This window comes from Bradyrhizobium sp. AZCC 1610, assembly GCF_036924515.1.
Classification (GTDB): domain Bacteria; phylum Pseudomonadota; class Alphaproteobacteria; order Rhizobiales; family Xanthobacteraceae; genus Bradyrhizobium.
The window spans coordinates 5,404,969-5,421,629 of the sequence record NZ_JAZHRR010000001.1 but is presented as its reverse complement, the minus strand read 5'-3'; the positions used below and the strand labels follow the sequence as shown (position 1 = coordinate 5,421,629).

The 16,661-nt window shown below is 60.8% G+C and carries 16 protein-coding genes and 1 riboswitch; of the genes, 10 read left to right on the top strand and 6 right to left on the bottom strand.

Translation table 11 applies throughout. The annotated features are described in order from the left end of the window. Positions 1–95: 95 nt before the first annotated feature. From V1279_RS26735 to V1279_RS26720, 4 genes are read left to right on the top strand one after another with little or no spacing between them, the layout of a single operon-like run. Positions 96–1,091 (top strand): TIGR04282 family arsenosugar biosynthesis glycosyltransferase, encoded by a 996-nt coding sequence (locus V1279_RS26735; RefSeq protein WP_334442046.1) that lies wholly within the window; start codon positions 96–98, stop codon positions 1,089–1,091. Then, complete coding sequence (locus V1279_RS26730) at positions 1,088–2,452, top strand: hypothetical protein (protein WP_334442044.1); 1,365 nt, start codon at positions 1,088–1,090, stop codon at positions 2,450–2,452. The genes V1279_RS26735 and V1279_RS26730 overlap by 4 nt, the downstream gene beginning before the upstream one ends. Before the next feature lie 5 nt (positions 2,453–2,457). Continuing rightward, positions 2,458–3,537, top strand: coding sequence for a radical SAM protein (locus tag V1279_RS26725; protein ID WP_334442042.1), 1,080 nt, complete (start codon positions 2,458–2,460; stop codon positions 3,535–3,537). Continuing rightward, positions 3,534–4,298: a glycosyltransferase family 2 protein gene (locus V1279_RS26720; RefSeq protein ID WP_334442040.1), complete on the top strand. Its 765-nt coding sequence runs from the start codon at positions 3,534–3,536 to the stop codon at positions 4,296–4,298. Before V1279_RS26725 ends, V1279_RS26720 begins: the two co-directional genes overlap by 4 nt. An 8-nt stretch (positions 4,299–4,306) precedes the next feature. Here V1279_RS26720 and V1279_RS26715 read toward each other — a convergent pair whose 3' ends face one another. The 4 genes from V1279_RS26715 to V1279_RS26700 form a co-directional block, all read right to left on the bottom strand. After that, entirely contained in the window at positions 4,307–5,194 is an 888-nt protein-coding gene (locus tag V1279_RS26715; RefSeq protein WP_334442037.1) for an SDR family NAD(P)-dependent oxidoreductase, read from the bottom strand. 107 nt (positions 5,195–5,301) lie between these two features. Beyond that, positions 5,302–6,054, bottom strand: coding sequence for a class I SAM-dependent methyltransferase (locus V1279_RS26710; protein WP_334442034.1), 753 nt, complete (start codon positions 6,052–6,054; stop codon positions 5,302–5,304). A gap of 69 nt (positions 6,055–6,123) precedes the next feature. Continuing rightward, complete coding sequence (locus tag V1279_RS26705; RefSeq protein ID WP_334442031.1) at positions 6,124–6,786, bottom strand: DoxX family protein; 663 nt, start codon at positions 6,784–6,786, stop codon at positions 6,124–6,126. Positions 6,787–7,661: 875 nt separating this feature from the next. Next, entirely contained in the window at positions 7,662–8,540 is an 879-nt protein-coding gene (locus V1279_RS26700) for a LysR substrate-binding domain-containing protein (protein WP_334442027.1), read from the bottom strand. 136 nt (positions 8,541–8,676) lie between these two features. On the opposite strand from V1279_RS26700, the gene psrA reads away from it, so the two are divergent. From psrA to phnY, 6 genes are all read left to right on the top strand, one after another. Continuing rightward, complete coding sequence (gene psrA, locus V1279_RS26695; RefSeq protein ID WP_334442025.1) at positions 8,677–9,768, top strand: iron-containing alcohol dehydrogenase PsrA; 1,092 nt, start codon at positions 8,677–8,679, stop codon at positions 9,766–9,768. A gap of 82 nt (positions 9,769–9,850) precedes the next feature. Beyond that, a complete protein-coding gene (gene phnD / locus V1279_RS26690) occupies positions 9,851–10,726 on the top strand; it encodes a phosphonate ABC transporter substrate-binding protein (protein WP_334442023.1) in 876 nt (291 codons plus the stop codon). Between the two features lie 50 nt (positions 10,727–10,776). Then, a complete protein-coding gene (phnC, locus tag V1279_RS26685) occupies positions 10,777–11,598 on the top strand; it encodes a phosphonate ABC transporter ATP-binding protein (protein ID WP_334442021.1) in 822 nt (273 codons plus the stop codon). Positions 11,599–11,611: 13 nt separating this feature from the next. Beyond that, positions 11,612–12,409 (top strand): phosphonate ABC transporter, permease protein PhnE, encoded by a 798-nt coding sequence (phnE, locus tag V1279_RS26680; protein WP_334442019.1) that lies wholly within the window; start codon positions 11,612–11,614, stop codon positions 12,407–12,409. Between the two features lie 110 nt (positions 12,410–12,519). Beyond that, entirely contained in the window at positions 12,520–13,764 is a 1,245-nt protein-coding gene (gene phnA / locus V1279_RS26675; protein ID WP_334442017.1) for a phosphonoacetate hydrolase, read from the top strand. Positions 13,765–13,775: 11 nt separating this feature from the next. Next, on the top strand, positions 13,776–15,227 hold the full coding sequence (phnY, locus tag V1279_RS26670) for a phosphonoacetaldehyde dehydrogenase (RefSeq protein WP_334442014.1): 1,452 nt from the start codon (positions 13,776–13,778) through the stop codon (positions 15,225–15,227). A gap of 585 nt (positions 15,228–15,812) precedes the next feature. Here the strand turns inward: phnY and V1279_RS26665 are convergent. Then, positions 15,813–16,016 carry a hypothetical protein gene (locus tag V1279_RS26665; RefSeq protein ID WP_334442011.1) on the bottom strand — a complete coding sequence of 68 codons (204 nt, stop codon included), beginning with the start codon at positions 16,014–16,016 and terminating at the stop codon, positions 15,813–15,815. Between the two features lie 36 nt (positions 16,017–16,052). Further along, positions 16,053–16,152: riboswitch (SAM-I-IV-variant riboswitch) on the bottom strand. Between the two features lie 124 nt (positions 16,153–16,276). Further along, a complete protein-coding gene (locus V1279_RS26660; RefSeq protein ID WP_334442008.1) occupies positions 16,277–16,594 on the bottom strand; it encodes a hypothetical protein in 318 nt (105 codons plus the stop codon). Between the last annotated feature and the right edge of the window lie 67 nt (positions 16,595–16,661).

Genomic DNA, 16,661 nt, shown 5'->3' with positions numbered 1-16,661 from the left:
AGCCCTCCGGTGTGTTCCGAATTGAACTGGCAGGATGCAGTCGGCTGTATGCTATTGCAGCCGACGTCGCCGTCGGGTCCGGAACGACACCCGGCATGCGGAATGATCGCTTCTGTATGCTTGCTGTTCGTTTCCTCCGCGCCAATCTACGGTTGGGACGTGGTTATGGGTATCCCCCATCATTACGCCGTTCAAAGCCATCTTGTTACATCACCCGGAGTCTATTTTTTTCTGACGCCGGTGATACTTTTGGCTTCTCCCGGCGGCGGCCTGGCGAGACAATCGCCGCAGGCAGAGGCCGGCACTTGCCCGCTGTCGCGGACAACGATAGCAGCGACCGGCCACGGCGTAACGAGGTTTGTTCGGCGATGGCGGTCAATGATGCCGTGAGCGTCGCGGCGATCGGGATCATTTGTAAAGCGCCGCAGCCTGGCCGCGCAAAGACGCGGCTTGCGACGGCCGTCGGCGCGGTTGCCGCTTCGGAGCTCTCGGCCTGTTTTCTGCGTGACGTCGCCGCAGCCATCGATGCGGTCCCGGAGACCCTCGGCAGGCGCGGGTATGGCGTCTATGCGCCCGCGGGAGTCGAACACATCATGCGGGACCTGCTTCCGGCAACATTCGGGCTGCTGCTGCAGGTTGGCGACGATCTCGGCGATGTCCTGTTCGGTGCCGCGCTCGATCTCCTGAGCGACGGACATGACTGTGTTTTGCTTGTCAATGGCGACAGCCCGACCCTTCCTGCCCGTTTCCTGGTGCAGGCCATTGAGACCCTTCGCGAGCCAGGTGACCGGATGGTGCTCGGACCGGCGAGCGATGGCGGCTACTATCTCATCGGCTTGAAGCACGCGCACAGGCGGCTGTTCACGGAGATTGCCTGGGGAACCGAAACCGTGGCTCGCAGCACATGCGAGCGCGCTGCCGAAATCGGGCTTGCGATGGCGCTGCTTCCGGAATGGTACGATATCGACGACATTGAAGCGCTAGGTTGGCTCAAGGACGAACTGGCCGGCAATTCGACGCGCTTTCGCGGCGGTGGCCTTGCCCCGGCAAGCCGGGCCTTTCTCGATGCCGCGCCGCAGATAAGCCCATGAAGCCAATGCCGGGGGCCATTGCCAGTCAATTCGGTCGACTGGTCCGCTCCGCCAACAACCTGCCTCCGCTTCATCTGTTGGCCGGCATCGGCGTTGTCCTGGTCTGTCTGACCCTGGTGACCCCCTGTGCCTTCAAGGCTGGCGGTGACAACGCCTTCATGGCTCTGACCATCCTCGCAGGTCTGCTGACGATCGCAGCAGCTCGCTTTGCCGAGCGCGTACCGGCCGATCGCGCGCTATGGCTCATTCTTGGACTTGGCATCGTGCTGAGAGCCTATGTGCTGCTATTCGATCCGCTTCTGTCCAGCGACATCTATCGCTATGTCTGGGACGGCAGGGTTCAGGCCGCTGGCATCAATCCCTACCGCTACTTCCCGGCCGATGAGGCGCTGGCGTTTCTGCGCGACGGGGCGATCTTTCCCAACATCAATCGGGCCGATACTGCCGTCACCATCTATCCTCCGGTGGCGCAATTTTTCTTCCTCATCGTCACGCGGATCGGTGAAAGCGTGACTGTGATGCGTCTCGCACTGCTGGGGTGCGAGTCCGTCACCGTTACGCTGATCATGCTCCTGCTGCGGCGTATGAACCACCCGGTGACGCGCGTGATCGCCTATCTCTGGCACCCGCTTCCGTTGTGGGAGATTGCCAACAGCGGCCATGTCGACGCGCTGATGGTTGCGCTGATGCTGCTCGGCCTGTGGATTGCCCTGACCGGCCATGCTCTCCGCGGGGCCGTCCTGATCGCGTTTTCGGTGCTGGTCAAGCCATATGCTGCGCCGGTGCTGGCTGGGATCTGGCGCCCGTGGGACCTTAAAATGCCGCTCGTCGTGATCGCTGCCGTCGCGCTTTGCTATCTTCCCTATGTATCGGTCGGTTGGGGCGTTCTCGGATTCCTGACCAAAGGCTATCTGATGGAGGAGGGTATCAGTGCCGGCAACGATCTCTGGCTGTTGTCGCTCTGGCGCCTTGCGTTCGGCGAGCATCAAGGTGACGTTGTCGCCTACGCCGTACTGGCCGCGCTGGTCATGATGTTCAAGGGGCTCTCGGTGGCCCGCAGTTCTCATCACGGCATCGCGTCCAGCCTCGCCGGCATCAACATGCTGTTACTCCTTGCTCTGCTGTTGTTGTCGCCCAACTATCCTTGGTATTTTCTGGTCATAATGCCGTTTGTCGCCCTGTGTGGATCCGCGTCCACCTGGGTCGTTTCGATCGGAGCGCTCTTGCTGTCGGAACAACTCGACTGGGATTTCTACATTCCAAGAATGGTGACCAAGTCAATTTTGTTCGGAGGTCTTTTCCTGGCTTGGGCCTTGGCGGCCTGGAGGACTAGGATGCAGCGCATCGCAGACACAGGGTGATCGCAATGAGCCTTTCCGGCGAAGCGCCAGGCACCCGCGCGCCATTCGATCCGCGCCACTATCACGAGTCGGTCACGGGCGAGCGCACCGAGATCGCCCGGCGTCCGCCGGTCTGCCTGTATCTGGAAGTGACCAATCGCTGCAACCTGCTGTGCACCACCTGTCCTCGCACCTACGAGGAGCTCGAGCCGCCGGCGGACATGAGCTGGGATCTGTTTGCGTCGATTGTCGACCAGGTTCCCGATCTCGCGCGGGCGGTTCTGCACGGGGTTGGCGAGCCGATGCTGGTCGCGAACCTGCCCCGGATGGTCAGATACCTGAAGGACCGCGGCGTTTACGTTCTGTTCAACACCAATGGAACGGTCCTCAGCGAGCGTCACGGCCGTGCGCTGATCGACGCTGGGCTTGATGAGCTGCGTGTGTCGCTCGACGCGTCAAACCGCGAGAGTTTCAAGGCCATCCGTGGCAGAGATTATTTCGGCCGCATCATCCGGAACGTGCGCGCGTTTCGTGAGCTGCAGGAGCGAGAGGGACACACCCGGCCGCAGGTTTCCGTTTGGCTAACTGGCCTGAGAGAGACTGTTGAGCAACTCCCGGCATTTGTGAAAGTTGCGGCGGAGATCGGTGTCAAAGAGGTTTATCTGCAACGGCTCGTATTCTTCACTGAAACCGCCCATGGCATGGCACGGCCGGATCAGGCCCTGTTCGAGCGCCTGACCAACGAAGAAGCGGCCTATCTGAAGCAGGCCGAGGATCTGGCGCGTTCCCTCGGCGTGACCTTCAGCGCGTCGGGCGCAGCAACCGAACCGGGATTAAGTCTAAAGGGCAGTGGTGACGGTTCACCGTGGTCGCTCTGCCGGCGGCCATGGTCGTTGATGTATTTCACGGCCAATGGCCGCGCCTTGCCGTGCTGTATCGCGCCATTCTCGCAGCACGGCTACGACAACTATACGCTTGGCCATGCAGGGCAGCAGTCGTTGCGGGACATCTGGAACGGGCCCGCGTATCGGGACTTTCGTGCGGCGCTCCTTTCGAGCAATCCGCCAAAAAGCTGCGCCAATTGCGGCCTGCGCTGGAGCCTGTGAGCGAGGTAACCCACGAGATCGGCGGCAAGCGGCCTGCGTCGCGCCGCCCGCCCGTCGTTTCGGCGATCATTCCATGTCTCGACGAGGAAACGGCAATTGGCCAGGTCGTGGCCGCGGTGCTGGCGCAGAGTGTGAGCGAAGTCATCGTTGTCGACGGGGCCTCGCGGGACCGTACGGCCGAGCGGGCAAAGGCCGCCGGGGCTCGCGTGATTGTCGAGCCGCAACGCGGCTACGGTCGCGCCATCCAGGCAGGCATCGCTGCCGTGCGCGATGACGCCGACATTCTGGTTTTCCTCGACGGCGACGGTAGCGATCCTGCAGAATTCATCTCTGATCTGGTGTCGCCGATCGTCGCTGGGCAGGCTGCCTTCGTTCTCGGCTCGCGCGTTCGCGGTTCATGCGAGTCCGGCAGCATGGCGCCACAGCAAGTCGTCGCGGCTCATGTCGGCAGGCTGCTCCTGCGCCTCGTCTATGGCGCAAGCTTCACCGACCTGTCGCCGTTTCGCGCCATCCGGCGGGATGAACTCAGACGTCTCGGCATGAACGAGGCGACATATGGCTGGAACCTGGAAATGCTGATGCGGGTCGCGGCTGCCCGCTTGCCGGCTCTCGAGATCGCCGTCGGGCAGCGGCGCCGGATCGGCGGGGTATCGAAGGTCTCCGGCAATCCCATCGCCGGCATCAAGGCGGCATGGTCGATTTCGACAACGTTTGTTCGCCTCGCGCTTGAGCTGCGACACCAGCAACTTCGCGGACCATAGCTGCGGCGCTACGAACTCGGCTCGAACGGACCCGGTTCGGAGAAGCCCTCGATCGATTCGACCTTTGCGTAGTTCTCGGCGATGCTCTCGGGTGTCAGATGTGGATCGTGGAAGCCAGGTCCCATGACGATAGCGATACGTTGGATTGCTCCGACTCCCACGTTGTAGATGTGGTTCGTCTCCGAACACTTATCGCTTGCCAGCCAGACGATCGCTGGCGCAACAGCCTCAACCGGCATGGCGGCTCTTCCATCTGCTTCAGACAAGCGGGATCCTGCGGCGGGGTGCATCCTCGTGTACCCGACTGGTGAAATGGTGTTCACGAGAATCCCATGCTCGGCACCTTCTATTGCAAGAATGCGCATCAATCCGACTACTGCGCACTTGGCCGCCGCATAGGTGGCTTGGCCACGTAGTCCGAACAGGCCGCTGACTGACGTCGTGAGGATGATCTTCCCATAGCGCTGTGCGACCATATATGGCCAGGCAGCCTTCACCGTGTTGACCGGCCCGCCGAGGTGTACGCGCCAATAGTGATCGAAATCGTCAAGGGTAGCGTCCTCGAATGGCTGGCTTCCGCAGATACCAGCGTTGTTCACGAGAAGGTCTATTCTCCCGAAATGCTCGATGGTCGTCGCGATCAGGTCACTGCCGCCTTCAGGGGTGGAAACATCGCTGTCGTCAGCGATTGCCTTGCCTCCACGTGACCGAATGAGGTCGGCCACCTGTGCCGCTATCGTGGAGTCCTTCCCGAACCCCGATACGTCGGTCCCCAGGTCGTTCACCACGACCCGGGCACCGCGTTCGGCGAGAAGCTCGACGTATGCCCGCCCCAGCCCGCGGCCTGCGCCAGTCACAACCGCGACCGTCCCCTCCAACGAAATTCGCTCAGTCATCTCGCTATCCTCAAGCCTGCGAATCCGCTAAATGACGACACGCCCTAAATCGCGGCGTCTCTGTTCACTCAAGGTGGCCAGGATGGATGCTGGCCAGCACCAGCGGATCAGCGAGTGCCGGCACGATCCCCACAAGCAACAATATCCCTGGGGGATTTTCGATCCGCTTTCTCCGGTGGAGAGAGCACCGCCAGGTATCCGCCATCGCCTGCGAGCCGATATGTCGCGATCTCGCGATAGCCAACGGCGGCCAGTTCGCAACGCAACAGCTCAATTGGCGTGCCATGCTTTGACGTCGGACCCTCGATGTCGACAATTCCGACCCGCGCGCCCGGCTTCAAGGCCGGCGCGAGATTGTAGAGGAAGGCATAGGGCTGGGCTATTTCGTGATACATGTGCACGAGGATGGCGGCATCCAGCGAGGAATCGGGCAGGCGCGGGTCGTGTGGTTCACCCAGCGCGAACGTGACGTTTGTCAGCCTCAGCCGTTTCGTTCGCTTGGCGAGCCCGATGAGGTAGTCCCGCTTGACGTCCTGGGCGACGACGGGGCCGACGAGGTGCGAGAGCCGGACCGTGTGGTAGCCGCTGCCCGCGCCAATGTCACCGACCGTCATGCCCGGCTTTAGTTCGAGAAGACGGGCGATCTCACCGGCCTCATTCAGGGAGTCGCGATGCTTCTCGGCGGTGTGGCGGCTTGGGCTGACGATCTGCGCAACCGGACGCTGAGGTGAGGGAAACTCCTTTGCAGCGACTCCAGGCGGAGCCCGATAGCCGATATCGGCGGCATATGCGCGAGCTGCGCCCAGCGCCGCAAGAAATATCGCCGCGCTCACCAGTGCCGCCATTTGCCTGCCAGGCATCAGGCGCGGTCGTCCGGTTCTTGTGAACTCAAGGCTCAGTATCATCTCTCTTGCGCAAAGCGATCGCGACTAGCCTGCGATATGCAGGAACCAACCGACAAGACCTTTCTTGTCGCGCACGGCTGGAACTTTGCGGCGCAACCAGGCATCAAGGCCAAGACTGCGGCCGGCGCCCTCTAGCACAAACAGGAACATCAGCATGGCCAGGAACATGTACGACCACGGCCACTCGGCCGGATCGCCCGGCCGATAGATGCCGAGCCAGAGTTGCAGCGTATAGGCGACGGCCAGCACGCCCACGAATCGTACCGCGAGCCCGAGGATCATCGACGCGGCAAACACGAGCTCGGCAAGAAAAACAATTGGCCCAAAGAAATTCATGTTGGGCAACACGATATCCTTCACGAAGGTGCCGTGAAACTCGAACGCTGCGCGGGTCGTTTCCTGTTCGGTCCAGTATTGCAGACCGCCGGACACCGGTAGCGGGAGTTTCCACAACATGCCTTCGAACCACATGCAGCCGATCAGGACCCGGACCAGCCAGATTCCAAGATGTCGCCCGCTACGTTGCGCCGAATCCTCCCGCCAATTCTGGAAGGCCACTGCAATGCCGGCGAGCAGCAGCGCCCAGAACAGCGCCAGGATCAGAAAGCGCCAGTTTCCGAGCTGAAGATAGTCGCCGGTAGTCGCGGTCAGGAACTGCCAGACATCGGTGAAGGGATTTTTGGGCATACGCGCGTGCTCCAAAGAATTGAACAGTTGCTCCGCGTATCGGTAGGTGACGAGGCGCACCGCCGCGCGGGCGATCGAAGGGGCGCCTACCCAAGGCTACTACGCAGTAGAACATGCGGCTGTTACGCTGCATCAAAAGCTTCGGCAGGCCTGAGTACGGCTCATGTTGAGCTCTTTAGGTTTGGACGCTCTTGCGTTGACCGAACCGAGGCTGGGTTGCCGGATGACGTTCGCGCAGAATACCGGAAATCGAGCATCATGTACTGTTGGAGGTTGCCGGCGAGCAGCCGAAATTGCAGCCTCTCGAGACTTCATCGCCTATCAAATGCATCTCGGCGACGGCTGCACTCCGGCCGGTGAGGGATACGACCACTCCTGCCTTCTGATGCGCCGTCGCCGCCGAATCTACGATTAAAGGGCAGGGGGCCTGGCGAGCAGGTTATGCAGCACTAATCTGCTGCTAAGGGATAGCAGCACGTCGATGCGAAAAGGGGCGTTTCGTAGCTCAGTAAACCACCGATTTGGCTGGTGGGCCCGGCAGGACTCGAACCTGCAACCAGACCGTTATGAGCGGGAGGACAATGGTCGGCTTCGTTGATTCTTCTACATTTTCGTTCGAGTTCGGTTGCGTTCGCTGCGGTTTGTTCAAATCGTTTCTGGTGCGAAACTGGTGCGGTCCGCAGTCCCGCCTCGGATGTGTGAATCTGGGGTGGGCGAACAATGCGTGGTGTAGGAAGCCTTCGCTATCGCGCGCGAGACGCAAGTCGCCTGCGCAAGCCAGGCCTCTTCTGTTCCTGACCCCAAAGCGGTCATTGCTCGGCCAACAGTGCTCTCCAGGCAATTACTCCCGCACAACCCAATTACCTCGAACGACGCTACTTTGTATTGGAAACCTTTGTCTTACGCACGACTTCGAGAAACGCGCGGATGATCCGGCTGGTTTCGCGCTTCCGCAAGATCACAACATGCGCATAGGTGAAAATTCCCGCATTACTGATTGGGATGAGGCGCAGAGAAGAGTCTGGAACGAACTCGGCTTCCGAGACGTAGCTTATACCCAACCCGCGAATGACGGCTTCGCGGATCGCCTCGCGGCTTCCGATCTCCATGACGATGCGCGGCTTGATCTTTGCCTTAGCGAGCGCTTGCTCGAACGCGCGTCGCGTCGTAGAGCCGGTCTCACGGATAATTAGTGGTTCGCCTTCGAGTTCGGAGATCTTGACGCTCTTCTGCTTCGCCAGCGGATGATCGGTGCGCACAAAGACGCCGACTGGATGGCGTCTATATGGAAGAGTGAGAAGACGATCGTCCTCATCAATGTGCGCTAGCACCGCGATGTCGCTCTTGTAGTCAAGAAGGTCATCGAGAACCTCGTGCGAGTTGCCGAGCTTCACGGCGAGTTCGATCCCCGGATAGGCGCGATTGAAGGCCGCAAGCATCTCAGTGACGTGATAGGGGCCGACCGCGCCAATCGAAAGCCGACCGGTCTTGAGCTCGCGCGACTGCTCCAGGAATGCGACCGCTTCTTCTTCCTCGGCAAACAGGCGCGACGTAATCGCCAGTAGTTGCCGTCCCGTGTCGGTCAACTCGCGGCGGCGGCCCTTCTTGATGAAGAGCTCGACGCCATACTCCCGCTCCAGCGCGCCGACCTGGGCTGTCAGCGTCGGCTGCGTGATGTGAACTGCATCCGACGCGGCATTGAAGCCGCCTGCAGTCGCCACAGCATGGAAAGAGCGAAGCTGGGTGTATCGCATAGAACAAATCTATCTATTTCTCAGAAAAAATCAATTTGTCGATGTAACAGCGTTCAGCAATGGTCCGGACCACAACGAGCGCTCATGAGAAGCGCGGAAGCAGCAGCGCTTCAGGCGCGATCAAGGGTGGAACGTTATGCGGTGGGCCTACTGGAATCCCGTGAAAGTTCGCTTCGGCGCAGGGACATTCGATGAAGTCGGAGGCCTGATCGGCAAGCGCCGCTATGCCCTCGTGACCTATAATCAACCGATTTTCAACGACCTGGCGGCGCGCCTTGCAAAGGTCGCGGGCGAGCCGGTTGCCGTCATCGACAACATCGAGACCAACCCGGACTGCGCCGATCTGGTGAATTCCTGCCGCGTCTTCGGCGCTGCAACGCAAGCGCCTGAAGTCATCGTTGCCCTCGGTGGCGGCTCGATGATGGATGCGGCCAAGGTGCTGGCTGCAAGCAAGGGCGACTTCGAGAATGTCCGCCGCCATCTTACCGAGAGGGCCCCGCTGGACACGTCGGCGATCGTGCCGATCATTGCGGTGCCGACTACTTCCGGAACCGGCAGCGAAGTCACCCATTGGGCAACCGTGTGGGATTCGGCCAACGGAAGCAAGTATTCGCTGGCGCATCCGTTGCTCTATCCCGAAGCCGCCGTGCTCGATCCGCAGCTTATCCTTGGGGCGCCGCGAGGGCTGACCCTGGCGACCGGTCTCGACTCCCTGTCACATGCGCTGGAGAGCATCTGGAACGTCAACGCCAACCCGGTCTCGGCCGGCTTCGCGGTCGAGGCCGCGCGCGAGATCATCGAAACGCTGCCGCGCCTGCTCGACAATCTCGGCGATATCGATCTGCGCACCCGTCAGGCGCGCGGCAGCCTGCTCGCCGGCTTCGCTTTCTCGCAGACCAAGACGGCTTTGGCCCACAACATCTCCTACGACATTACGCTGAAGATCGGACTGATCCACGGCATCGCCTGTTCGTTCTCGCTGCCGATCGTGATGGGGTGGGCAATAGGCAACAGCCCCGACTGCGACGCCGCACTGCGCCGCATCTTTGGCCCGGACCTCAGCGAAGGTGTTCGCAAGCTGCGGTCTTTCCTCGAGGGGATCGGCGTCAAGACTGATCCTGTCACCTACGGCGTTTCGCCGGCGGAATGGACACGCCTGGTCGAGAAGGCGCTGGAAGGCGAGCGCGGCAGGAATTTCATTGGAAGGCAGACGGTCAAGGCAGCGTAGTGAAACAGACCTAGAGGCGAGCGCGCCCATCACAAACCACCGGCAATGGTCAAAAAGACCAACGGAATCACAGGAGGAAAACATGAACATCACGCGTCGGAAAATGCTCGTCGGGTCCGTTGCTGCGGCCGGCGCCTTGGTCGCCATGCCGAATGTGTTGCGTGCAGAGGGTGTGATCCGCGTCGGTCTCATTCCATCAGAAGATTCCCGCGCGATGCTGGCGTCGAGCCAGCAGCTGCTCGATGCGCTCGAAAAGAATCTCGGCATGAAGGTGCAGGGGTTCGTTGCCGCCGACTACAACGGCGTCATCGAGGCGATGCGCGCCGGTCACATCGAGGTGGCCTATCTCGGCCCGTTCTCCTATGTGCTCGGCGCCTCCGTGGCCAACATCGAGGCGTTTGCTACCGCCGAGACACAAAAGTCCGGCCGCACCTTCTATCACAGCCAGATCATCACGCGGAAAGACAGTGGCATCAAGGATATCAACGATCTCAAGGGCAGGACCTTCGCGTTCGTCGATCCGTCTTCGACCTCCGGTCATTTGTTCCCGAAAGCTGGCCTGATCAAGCTCGGCATCGACCCGGAGAAATTCTTTGGCCGCGTTCTTTTCACCGGCTCGCACGATGCCAACGCACTGGCGGTCGCCAACAAGCGTGTCGACGCGGCCACCATCGCCGACCGCATCTTCGACGCCGCAGTGCAGAAGAATCTCGTCAAGCGCGAGGACATCCACGTCGTGTGGAGTTCTGACCCGATCCCGGAATCGCCGACGGTGTGGCGCAAGAATCTGACACCGGAACTGAAGGCGAAGATCAAGGCTGCGTTCTTGAACATCAAGGACATCACCTGGGCCGATCAGGGCAAACTCAATCGCTTCGTCGAGACCAATGATGCGGCTTACGATGTGATCCGCGACACCGCTAAGGCGCTCAATCTCGATCTCAAGAAAATGAAATGAGTCCACTGTACTAACACGCCGTACCAACCCTCCGGCATAGGACTACCCAGATGATCAAGATCGAAGGTTTGAAGAAATCTTACGGCGGGAAGCCGGTGCTCCAGGGCATCGACCTCGAGGTGAAATCCGGCGAGTTCCTCATCGTCCTCGGCCCCAGCGGCGCCGGAAAATCCACCATGCTCCGTTGCATCAACGGCCTGACACCGCCGGACGCCGGCCGGATCGTCATCGACGGCACGATCTTCGACTCCAAACGTGCGGCCGGCGGGCGGTTGCGCCCGGTCGCGATGATATTTCAGCACCACAACCTGGTGAAGCGACTGACCGTGCTCAAGAACATCCTGGTCGGCCGCATGGCCGGGATGTCCTCGATCCTCTCCGCACTGCAAATCTTCCCGACGAAGGACGTCGAGATCGCAATGGAATGTCTTCAGCGCGTCGAGCTGACACACAAGGCAATGGCGCGCGCCGACCAGCTCTCCGGCGGCGAGCAGCAGCGCATCGGCATTGCCCGTGCGCTGGCCCAACGCCCGGCGGTCATCCTGTGCGACGAGCCGGTGGCCAGCCTCGACCCGAAAACCTCGCGTGTCGTGCTCGGCTATCTCAAGGCGATCTGCAAGGAAGAAGGCATCGCCGTCATCTGCAATCTGCATCAGGTCGACTACGCAGTCGAATTTGGCGAGCGCATCGTCGGTCTCTCGGGCGGCAAAGTGGTGTTCGACGATACGCCGGACCACCTCACTGTCGACGTCGTGCACCAGATCTATCCGGGATTGGAAGATCCGGGCGTCGCCCGCGTGTTGCGGCCGAACGCCGGCCCACGCCTGGTGTCGAATTCGCTCGATCCCATCGCCCTTGCGGCATCCGCCTGAGCAGGAGACGACCATGTCCGGCTACCAACTCGTTCTTCGTCCGCCTCAGGGCCGCTTCGGCTGGTGGGGCACCGGCATCCTCGGTCTGTTGATCGTGGGCTTCCTCTATTGGGCTGCAGTCGGATCGCAGATCAACGCGGCCAATCTCTGGAACGGCATCCCTTATATGTGGGACTTTCTGGTCCGCATGATGCCGCCGAATCCGGAGTTCATTGAGAAGCTCTGGCGGCCCGCGCTGGAAAGCCTGCAGGTCGCGATCTGGGGAACGTTGCTCGGCGTGGCGATCTCGCTGCCGATCAGCTTTTTTGCGGCCCGCAACCTTTCACCGCATCCGGCGATTTATCACTTCACCCGCCAAGTGCTGAACTGCATGCGCGGCATCAACGAGATTATCCTGGCGCTGATCTTCGTCGCCGCCATCGGCCTCGGCCCGTTCGCCGGCGTGCTCGCTCTCGCCATCCACGGCGCGGGTATGCTCGGCAAGTTCTTTGCCGAAGCCATGGAAGACATCGACGAAGGTCCGCTCGAAGCGTTCCGCTCGGCCGCCGCTGGCCCGTTCAAGACCTTCTTCTTCGGTGTGCTGCCGCAAGTGCTGCCGGCCTGGCTCGGTACCATCTTCTACCGTCTCGAGACCAACGTGCGCCAATCCACCGTGCTCGGCATGGTCGGCGCGGGCGGCATCGGCTTCGAACTCGTGTCCTCGATGAAGCTGTTCCAATATCAGGACACGGCGACCTGCATCCTGGTCATCCTTGCGATGGTGTTGGTCACCGACCTCCTTTCCTCCCGCGTCCGCTCGATGATCCGCTGACGCAACTCGGCCGGCGCCGTGCCGGCCACTTTATCCGCCTCTCGGTATTGCCGGGAAAAAGGTACCCCTTAGAGCGTCACCGCGTGGCGCAACACTGGAAAGGATGAGCCATGCTCACACGTACTCCCGCTTCCGTGACGACGAATGGCCGCAGCTATCGCGTCCCCAATACCCCGACCGTCGTCATTTGTATCGACGGTTCCGAGCCCGGCTATATCGAGCGCGCTATCGAGAAGGGACTCTGCCCCAACCTCGAACGGATACTGAAGACCGGCACGAACACGCTCGCGCTGTCGGTGATCCCGAGTTTCACAAACCCGAACAACCTGTCGATCATCACCGGCCGGCCGCCGGCCGTGCACGGCATCGCCGGCAACTTCTTCTATGACCGCGAGGCAAAGCAGGAAGTAATGATGAACGACGCCCGCTTCCTGCGTGCACCCACGATCCTCGCCGAGTTCCAGAAGGCCGGCAGCAAGGTCGCCATGGTGACCGCGAAGGACAAGTTGCGCACGCTGCTGGGAAAGGGCCTCGACTTCCAAAAGGGCACGGCCATCGCGTTCTCGTCGGAGAAGGCCGACAAGGCCAACATGGCCGAAAACGGCATCGAAAATGTGCTCGAATTCGTCGGCATGAAAGTGCCGGAAGTCTATTCGGCCGATCTGTCGGAGTTCGTCTTCGCGGCCGGCGTCAAGCTGCTCAAGACCTTTCGGCCGGACGTGATGTATCTTTCGACCACGGACTACGTGCAGCACAAGGCGGCGCCGGGTTCTGCGATCGCCGACAGCTTCTACAAGATGTTCGACCGCTACGTCGGAGAGCTCGATGCGCTGGGCTGCGTGCTGGTGATGACCGCCGATCACGGCATGAACGACAAACATTTGCCAAACGGCGAGCCGGATGTCATCTACCTGCAGGAGATCCTTGACGGGAAATTCGGTGCCGGGACGACGCGCGTGATTTTGCCGATCACAGACCCGTACGTCGCGCATCATGGTGCGCTCGGCTCATTCGCGACTGTCTACGTCGATAACGACAAGCGGCAAGCCGTGCTCGATCACATCAAGACGATCGTGGGGGTCGAGGTTGCGATCCCGGCGGACGAGGCCTGTAAGCGGTTCGAGCTTCCGGCCGACCGTATTGGCGACGTCGTCGTGCTGTCGTCGAAACACAAGGTGCTCGGCACCTCCGCCGCCAAGCACGATCTGTCGGGACTCACTGAGCCGCTGCGTTCGCACGGCGGTCTCACGGAGCAGACCGTGCCGATGATCGCGAATCGAAAGATCGTGGTTCCTGCCGGCCGTACGCTGCGCAATTTCGACGTCTTCGACGTCGCGTTGAATCTCGTAGCCTGAGGATCGATGCCATGAACGTGCCTTTCAGTTACGCGGCAAAGCGAGAGGCGATGCGGATTGCCGGCAAACACGTCACGACCGATGACGTGATCGAGGTCCGTAATCCCTACGACGGATCGCTCGTCGGCACCGTGCCGGCAGCGCGCCCCGAACACGTGCGCGAAGCGTTTGGCAAGGCGAAAGCGTTCAAGCCGAAACTGTCGCGCTTCGAGCGTCAGCAAATTCTGCAGAAGGCTGCTGAACTGCTGCGCGGTCGGCGCGCATCCTTCGCGCGTATCATTTCGGCGGAGTCCGGCCTCTGCTGGAAGGACGCGATCTACGAGTCGACGCGCGCCTACGACGTCTGGTCGTTCGCCGCACAACTCGCGGTCAAGGACGACGGCGAGTCCTATGCGTGCGACATCTCGCCGAACGGCAAGGCGCGCCGTATCCACACGCTGCGGACCCCGTTGCTGGGCGTCATCTCGGCGATCACGCCATTCAATCATCCGCTCAACATGGTGAGCCACAAGCTCGCGCCTGCGATCGCAACGAACAACCGGGTCGTTCTCAAGCCGACTGAGCTGACTCCACTGACCGCACTTGCACTCGCGGACGTGCTCTACGAAGCGGGACTGCCGCCTGAGATGCTCTCCGTGGTCACGGGTAATCCGTCCACGATGGGCGATGCGATGATCACGGATCCGGACGCAGACCTGGTTACTTTCACGGGCTCCGTACGCGTCGGCAAGCACATCGCCCGCACCGCAGGCTACAAGCGTATCGTGCTCGAACTCGGCGGCAACGATCCGCTGATCGTCATGGAGGACGCCGACCTCGACAAGGCGGCCGAGCTGGCCGTGCAGGGCGCGACGAAGAATTCGGGCCAACGCTGCACGGCGGTGAAGCGCATTCTCGTCGTCGAGAAGATCGCCGATGAATTCTCGAAATGCGTGCTCGAAAAGGCCAGGAAGCTGAAATGCGGCGACCCGGCCGATCCGGAAACCGATGTTGGCACGGTCATCAATGAGCGATCCGCTGTGCTGTTCGAAAACCGTGTCAATGACGCGGTGACGAAGGGCGCCGAGCTGCTTCACGGCAACGATCGCCAGGGCGCCCTCTATGCCCCAACCGTCGTCGACCGCGTGCCGTACGATTGCGAACTCGTGCATGAGGAGACGTTTGGACCAGTGATCCCGATAATTCGCTGTCCGAACGACATCGCAGAGGTGATCCGCATTTCCAATTCGACAGCCTACGGGCTGTCTTCCGGAGTTTGCACAAATCGCCTCGATTACATTACGCGCTTCATCAACGAACTTGAGGTCGGCACCGTGAACGTGTGGGAGGTGCCGGGCTATCGCACCGAGATGTCGCCGTTCGGCGGCATCAAGGACTCCGGGCAGGGCTACAAGGAGGGCGTTGTGGAGGCCATGAAAGGGTTCACCAACGTCCGGACGTACTCGCTGCCCTGGCAGAGTTAAGTTGTTGCGGAGCCGCTCATGCTTTTTGAGACTTGGCTCAATCCCGATTGAAGGAGGTCGGAGCAATTCAGTTGTGGGTAAGGATTTTTGCCTGCAATCGCGCCGAAGAGCCCGTTGTCGGGCAGGCCCATTGGCGTTTTTCAAGTTGCGCGATCATTGAATAGTGCCCCTGATTTGCCCGACGTGTCAAAATGTTCTCGCGGGATTGCAAGCATCCAGGCCAGCGACCATTGCTACTTTGCATGGGGTTGTTTTCGATATTTTGGTTGGGACCGCGAACCACGTCGGCCTTGCGGCTGTCTTTCCCGTTGATGATCGCAGGATGGCTTGCTGAGCCGTAGCTCGCGGATGCGCTCGCCTTCGCCCAAGTGGGCTTCGGCGCGGCAGCCTCACTCGCTTCGCGAGCGAAGGCTGGTGGGCCCGGCAGATATCAAATTTCTCTACAATATCTTGCACTTAGCACGAAGGTGGTAACCAAAAAGCCCCATTGAAGCGATTGCGCTTTTTAACGTGGCATTACCACCAAGATGCGCGAGGATGTTTCCAACATCAATCGGCGATCACCGGATGATGCGGCGCGCTCGATCACATCCCGGCGGCTTGCAGCATCGCAATGGTCTTGGCGAGCGTCAGGGCGGGATAATTGTTCATTACTTCCTGCACCAGCTCGCGCTCCCACGGCGTCAGGCCGGCGAGCAGCGCCGCGTCGGCGCTCACCAGCGCGACCTCGCCGGGGAACGCCAGTACGGCGCCGGCACCGATCAGAAATTTCCGTCGTGACTGCAGCAAAAAAAATCCTCCAAGATTGCACACGCATCTGGAGGACTGGCGACCTACTGTTGCCCATTCGGGCCACATCGTCGTGCCACCGTTGCCGGTCTAAGGCTGGTTGGCGGGGCCGTCAGGCCCTCTCAGGATGCTAGGCGTTTCCGCCTGTTTCAATATGGGGTTTTCGGTCCTAATGTCGAGGCCGCGAGCGCTGATTTTTGCAGCGCTCTGCTAGGATCGCCGGATGACGAATCCCCCGGCGGTCGGCGAAGTTCGCGCATTCACCGGGTCTCGCTGGCCGAGGCTCCGACCGCTTTGGCCAACTCCGCCAGCAATTCAGTGTTGCACTTCCACCCGTTATCTTTCAGCCACTCGATTGCCTCGGGTAGGGTTTCCGTTGTGAATTGGAACGACTGGCCATCTCCGCACGCGAGAGCGCCGCCGCATATATAGCCATCCTCGATCCTAACTACTTCCTCGGGATCGATGTCTGGAGGCAGAATCTGGTTACCTTCCTCATCGGATTGCATTTCACCGAGTACTTCATACTGGCAAATTTCGAGCACTGCGTTGTTGTCGGCTTCCTTGTCCAGCCGCAAGTATTCGGTCCATGTACTGGCGATGGTCGAGCTTCTTGGGATGCCAGAATTTTCGGATACTCGGTTT

Excerpts from the sequence above, each read along its gene's own strand:
- V1279_RS26735 (WP_334442046.1), top strand. The coding sequence starts at position 96 with ATGCGGAATGATCGCTTCTGTATGCTTGCTGTTCGTTTCCTCCGCGCC.
- V1279_RS26730 (WP_334442044.1), top strand. The coding sequence starts at position 1,088 with ATGAAGCCAATGCCGGGGGCCATTGCCAGTCAATTCGGTCGACTGGTC.
- V1279_RS26725 (WP_334442042.1), top strand. The coding sequence starts at position 2,458 with ATGAGCCTTTCCGGCGAAGCGCCAGGCACCCGCGCGCCATTCGATCCG.
- V1279_RS26715 (WP_334442037.1), bottom strand. The coding sequence starts at position 5,194 with ATGACTGAGCGAATTTCGTTGGAGGGGACGGTCGCGGTTGTGACTGGC.
- V1279_RS26710 (WP_334442034.1), bottom strand. The coding sequence starts at position 6,054 with ATGCCTGGCAGGCAAATGGCGGCACTGGTGAGCGCGGCGATATTTCTT.
- V1279_RS26705 (WP_334442031.1), bottom strand. The coding sequence starts at position 6,786 with ATGCCCAAAAATCCCTTCACCGATGTCTGGCAGTTCCTGACCGCGACT.
- V1279_RS26700 (WP_334442027.1), bottom strand. The coding sequence starts at position 8,540 with ATGCGATACACCCAGCTTCGCTCTTTCCATGCTGTGGCGACTGCAGGC.
- psrA (WP_334442025.1), top strand. The coding sequence starts at position 8,677 with ATGCGGTGGGCCTACTGGAATCCCGTGAAAGTTCGCTTCGGCGCAGGG.
- phnD (WP_334442023.1), top strand. The coding sequence starts at position 9,851 with ATGAACATCACGCGTCGGAAAATGCTCGTCGGGTCCGTTGCTGCGGCC.
- phnC (WP_334442021.1), top strand. The coding sequence starts at position 10,777 with ATGATCAAGATCGAAGGTTTGAAGAAATCTTACGGCGGGAAGCCGGTG.
- phnE (WP_334442019.1), top strand. The coding sequence starts at position 11,612 with ATGTCCGGCTACCAACTCGTTCTTCGTCCGCCTCAGGGCCGCTTCGGC.
- phnA (WP_334442017.1), top strand. The coding sequence starts at position 12,520 with ATGCTCACACGTACTCCCGCTTCCGTGACGACGAATGGCCGCAGCTAT.
- phnY (WP_334442014.1), top strand. The coding sequence starts at position 13,776 with ATGAACGTGCCTTTCAGTTACGCGGCAAAGCGAGAGGCGATGCGGATT.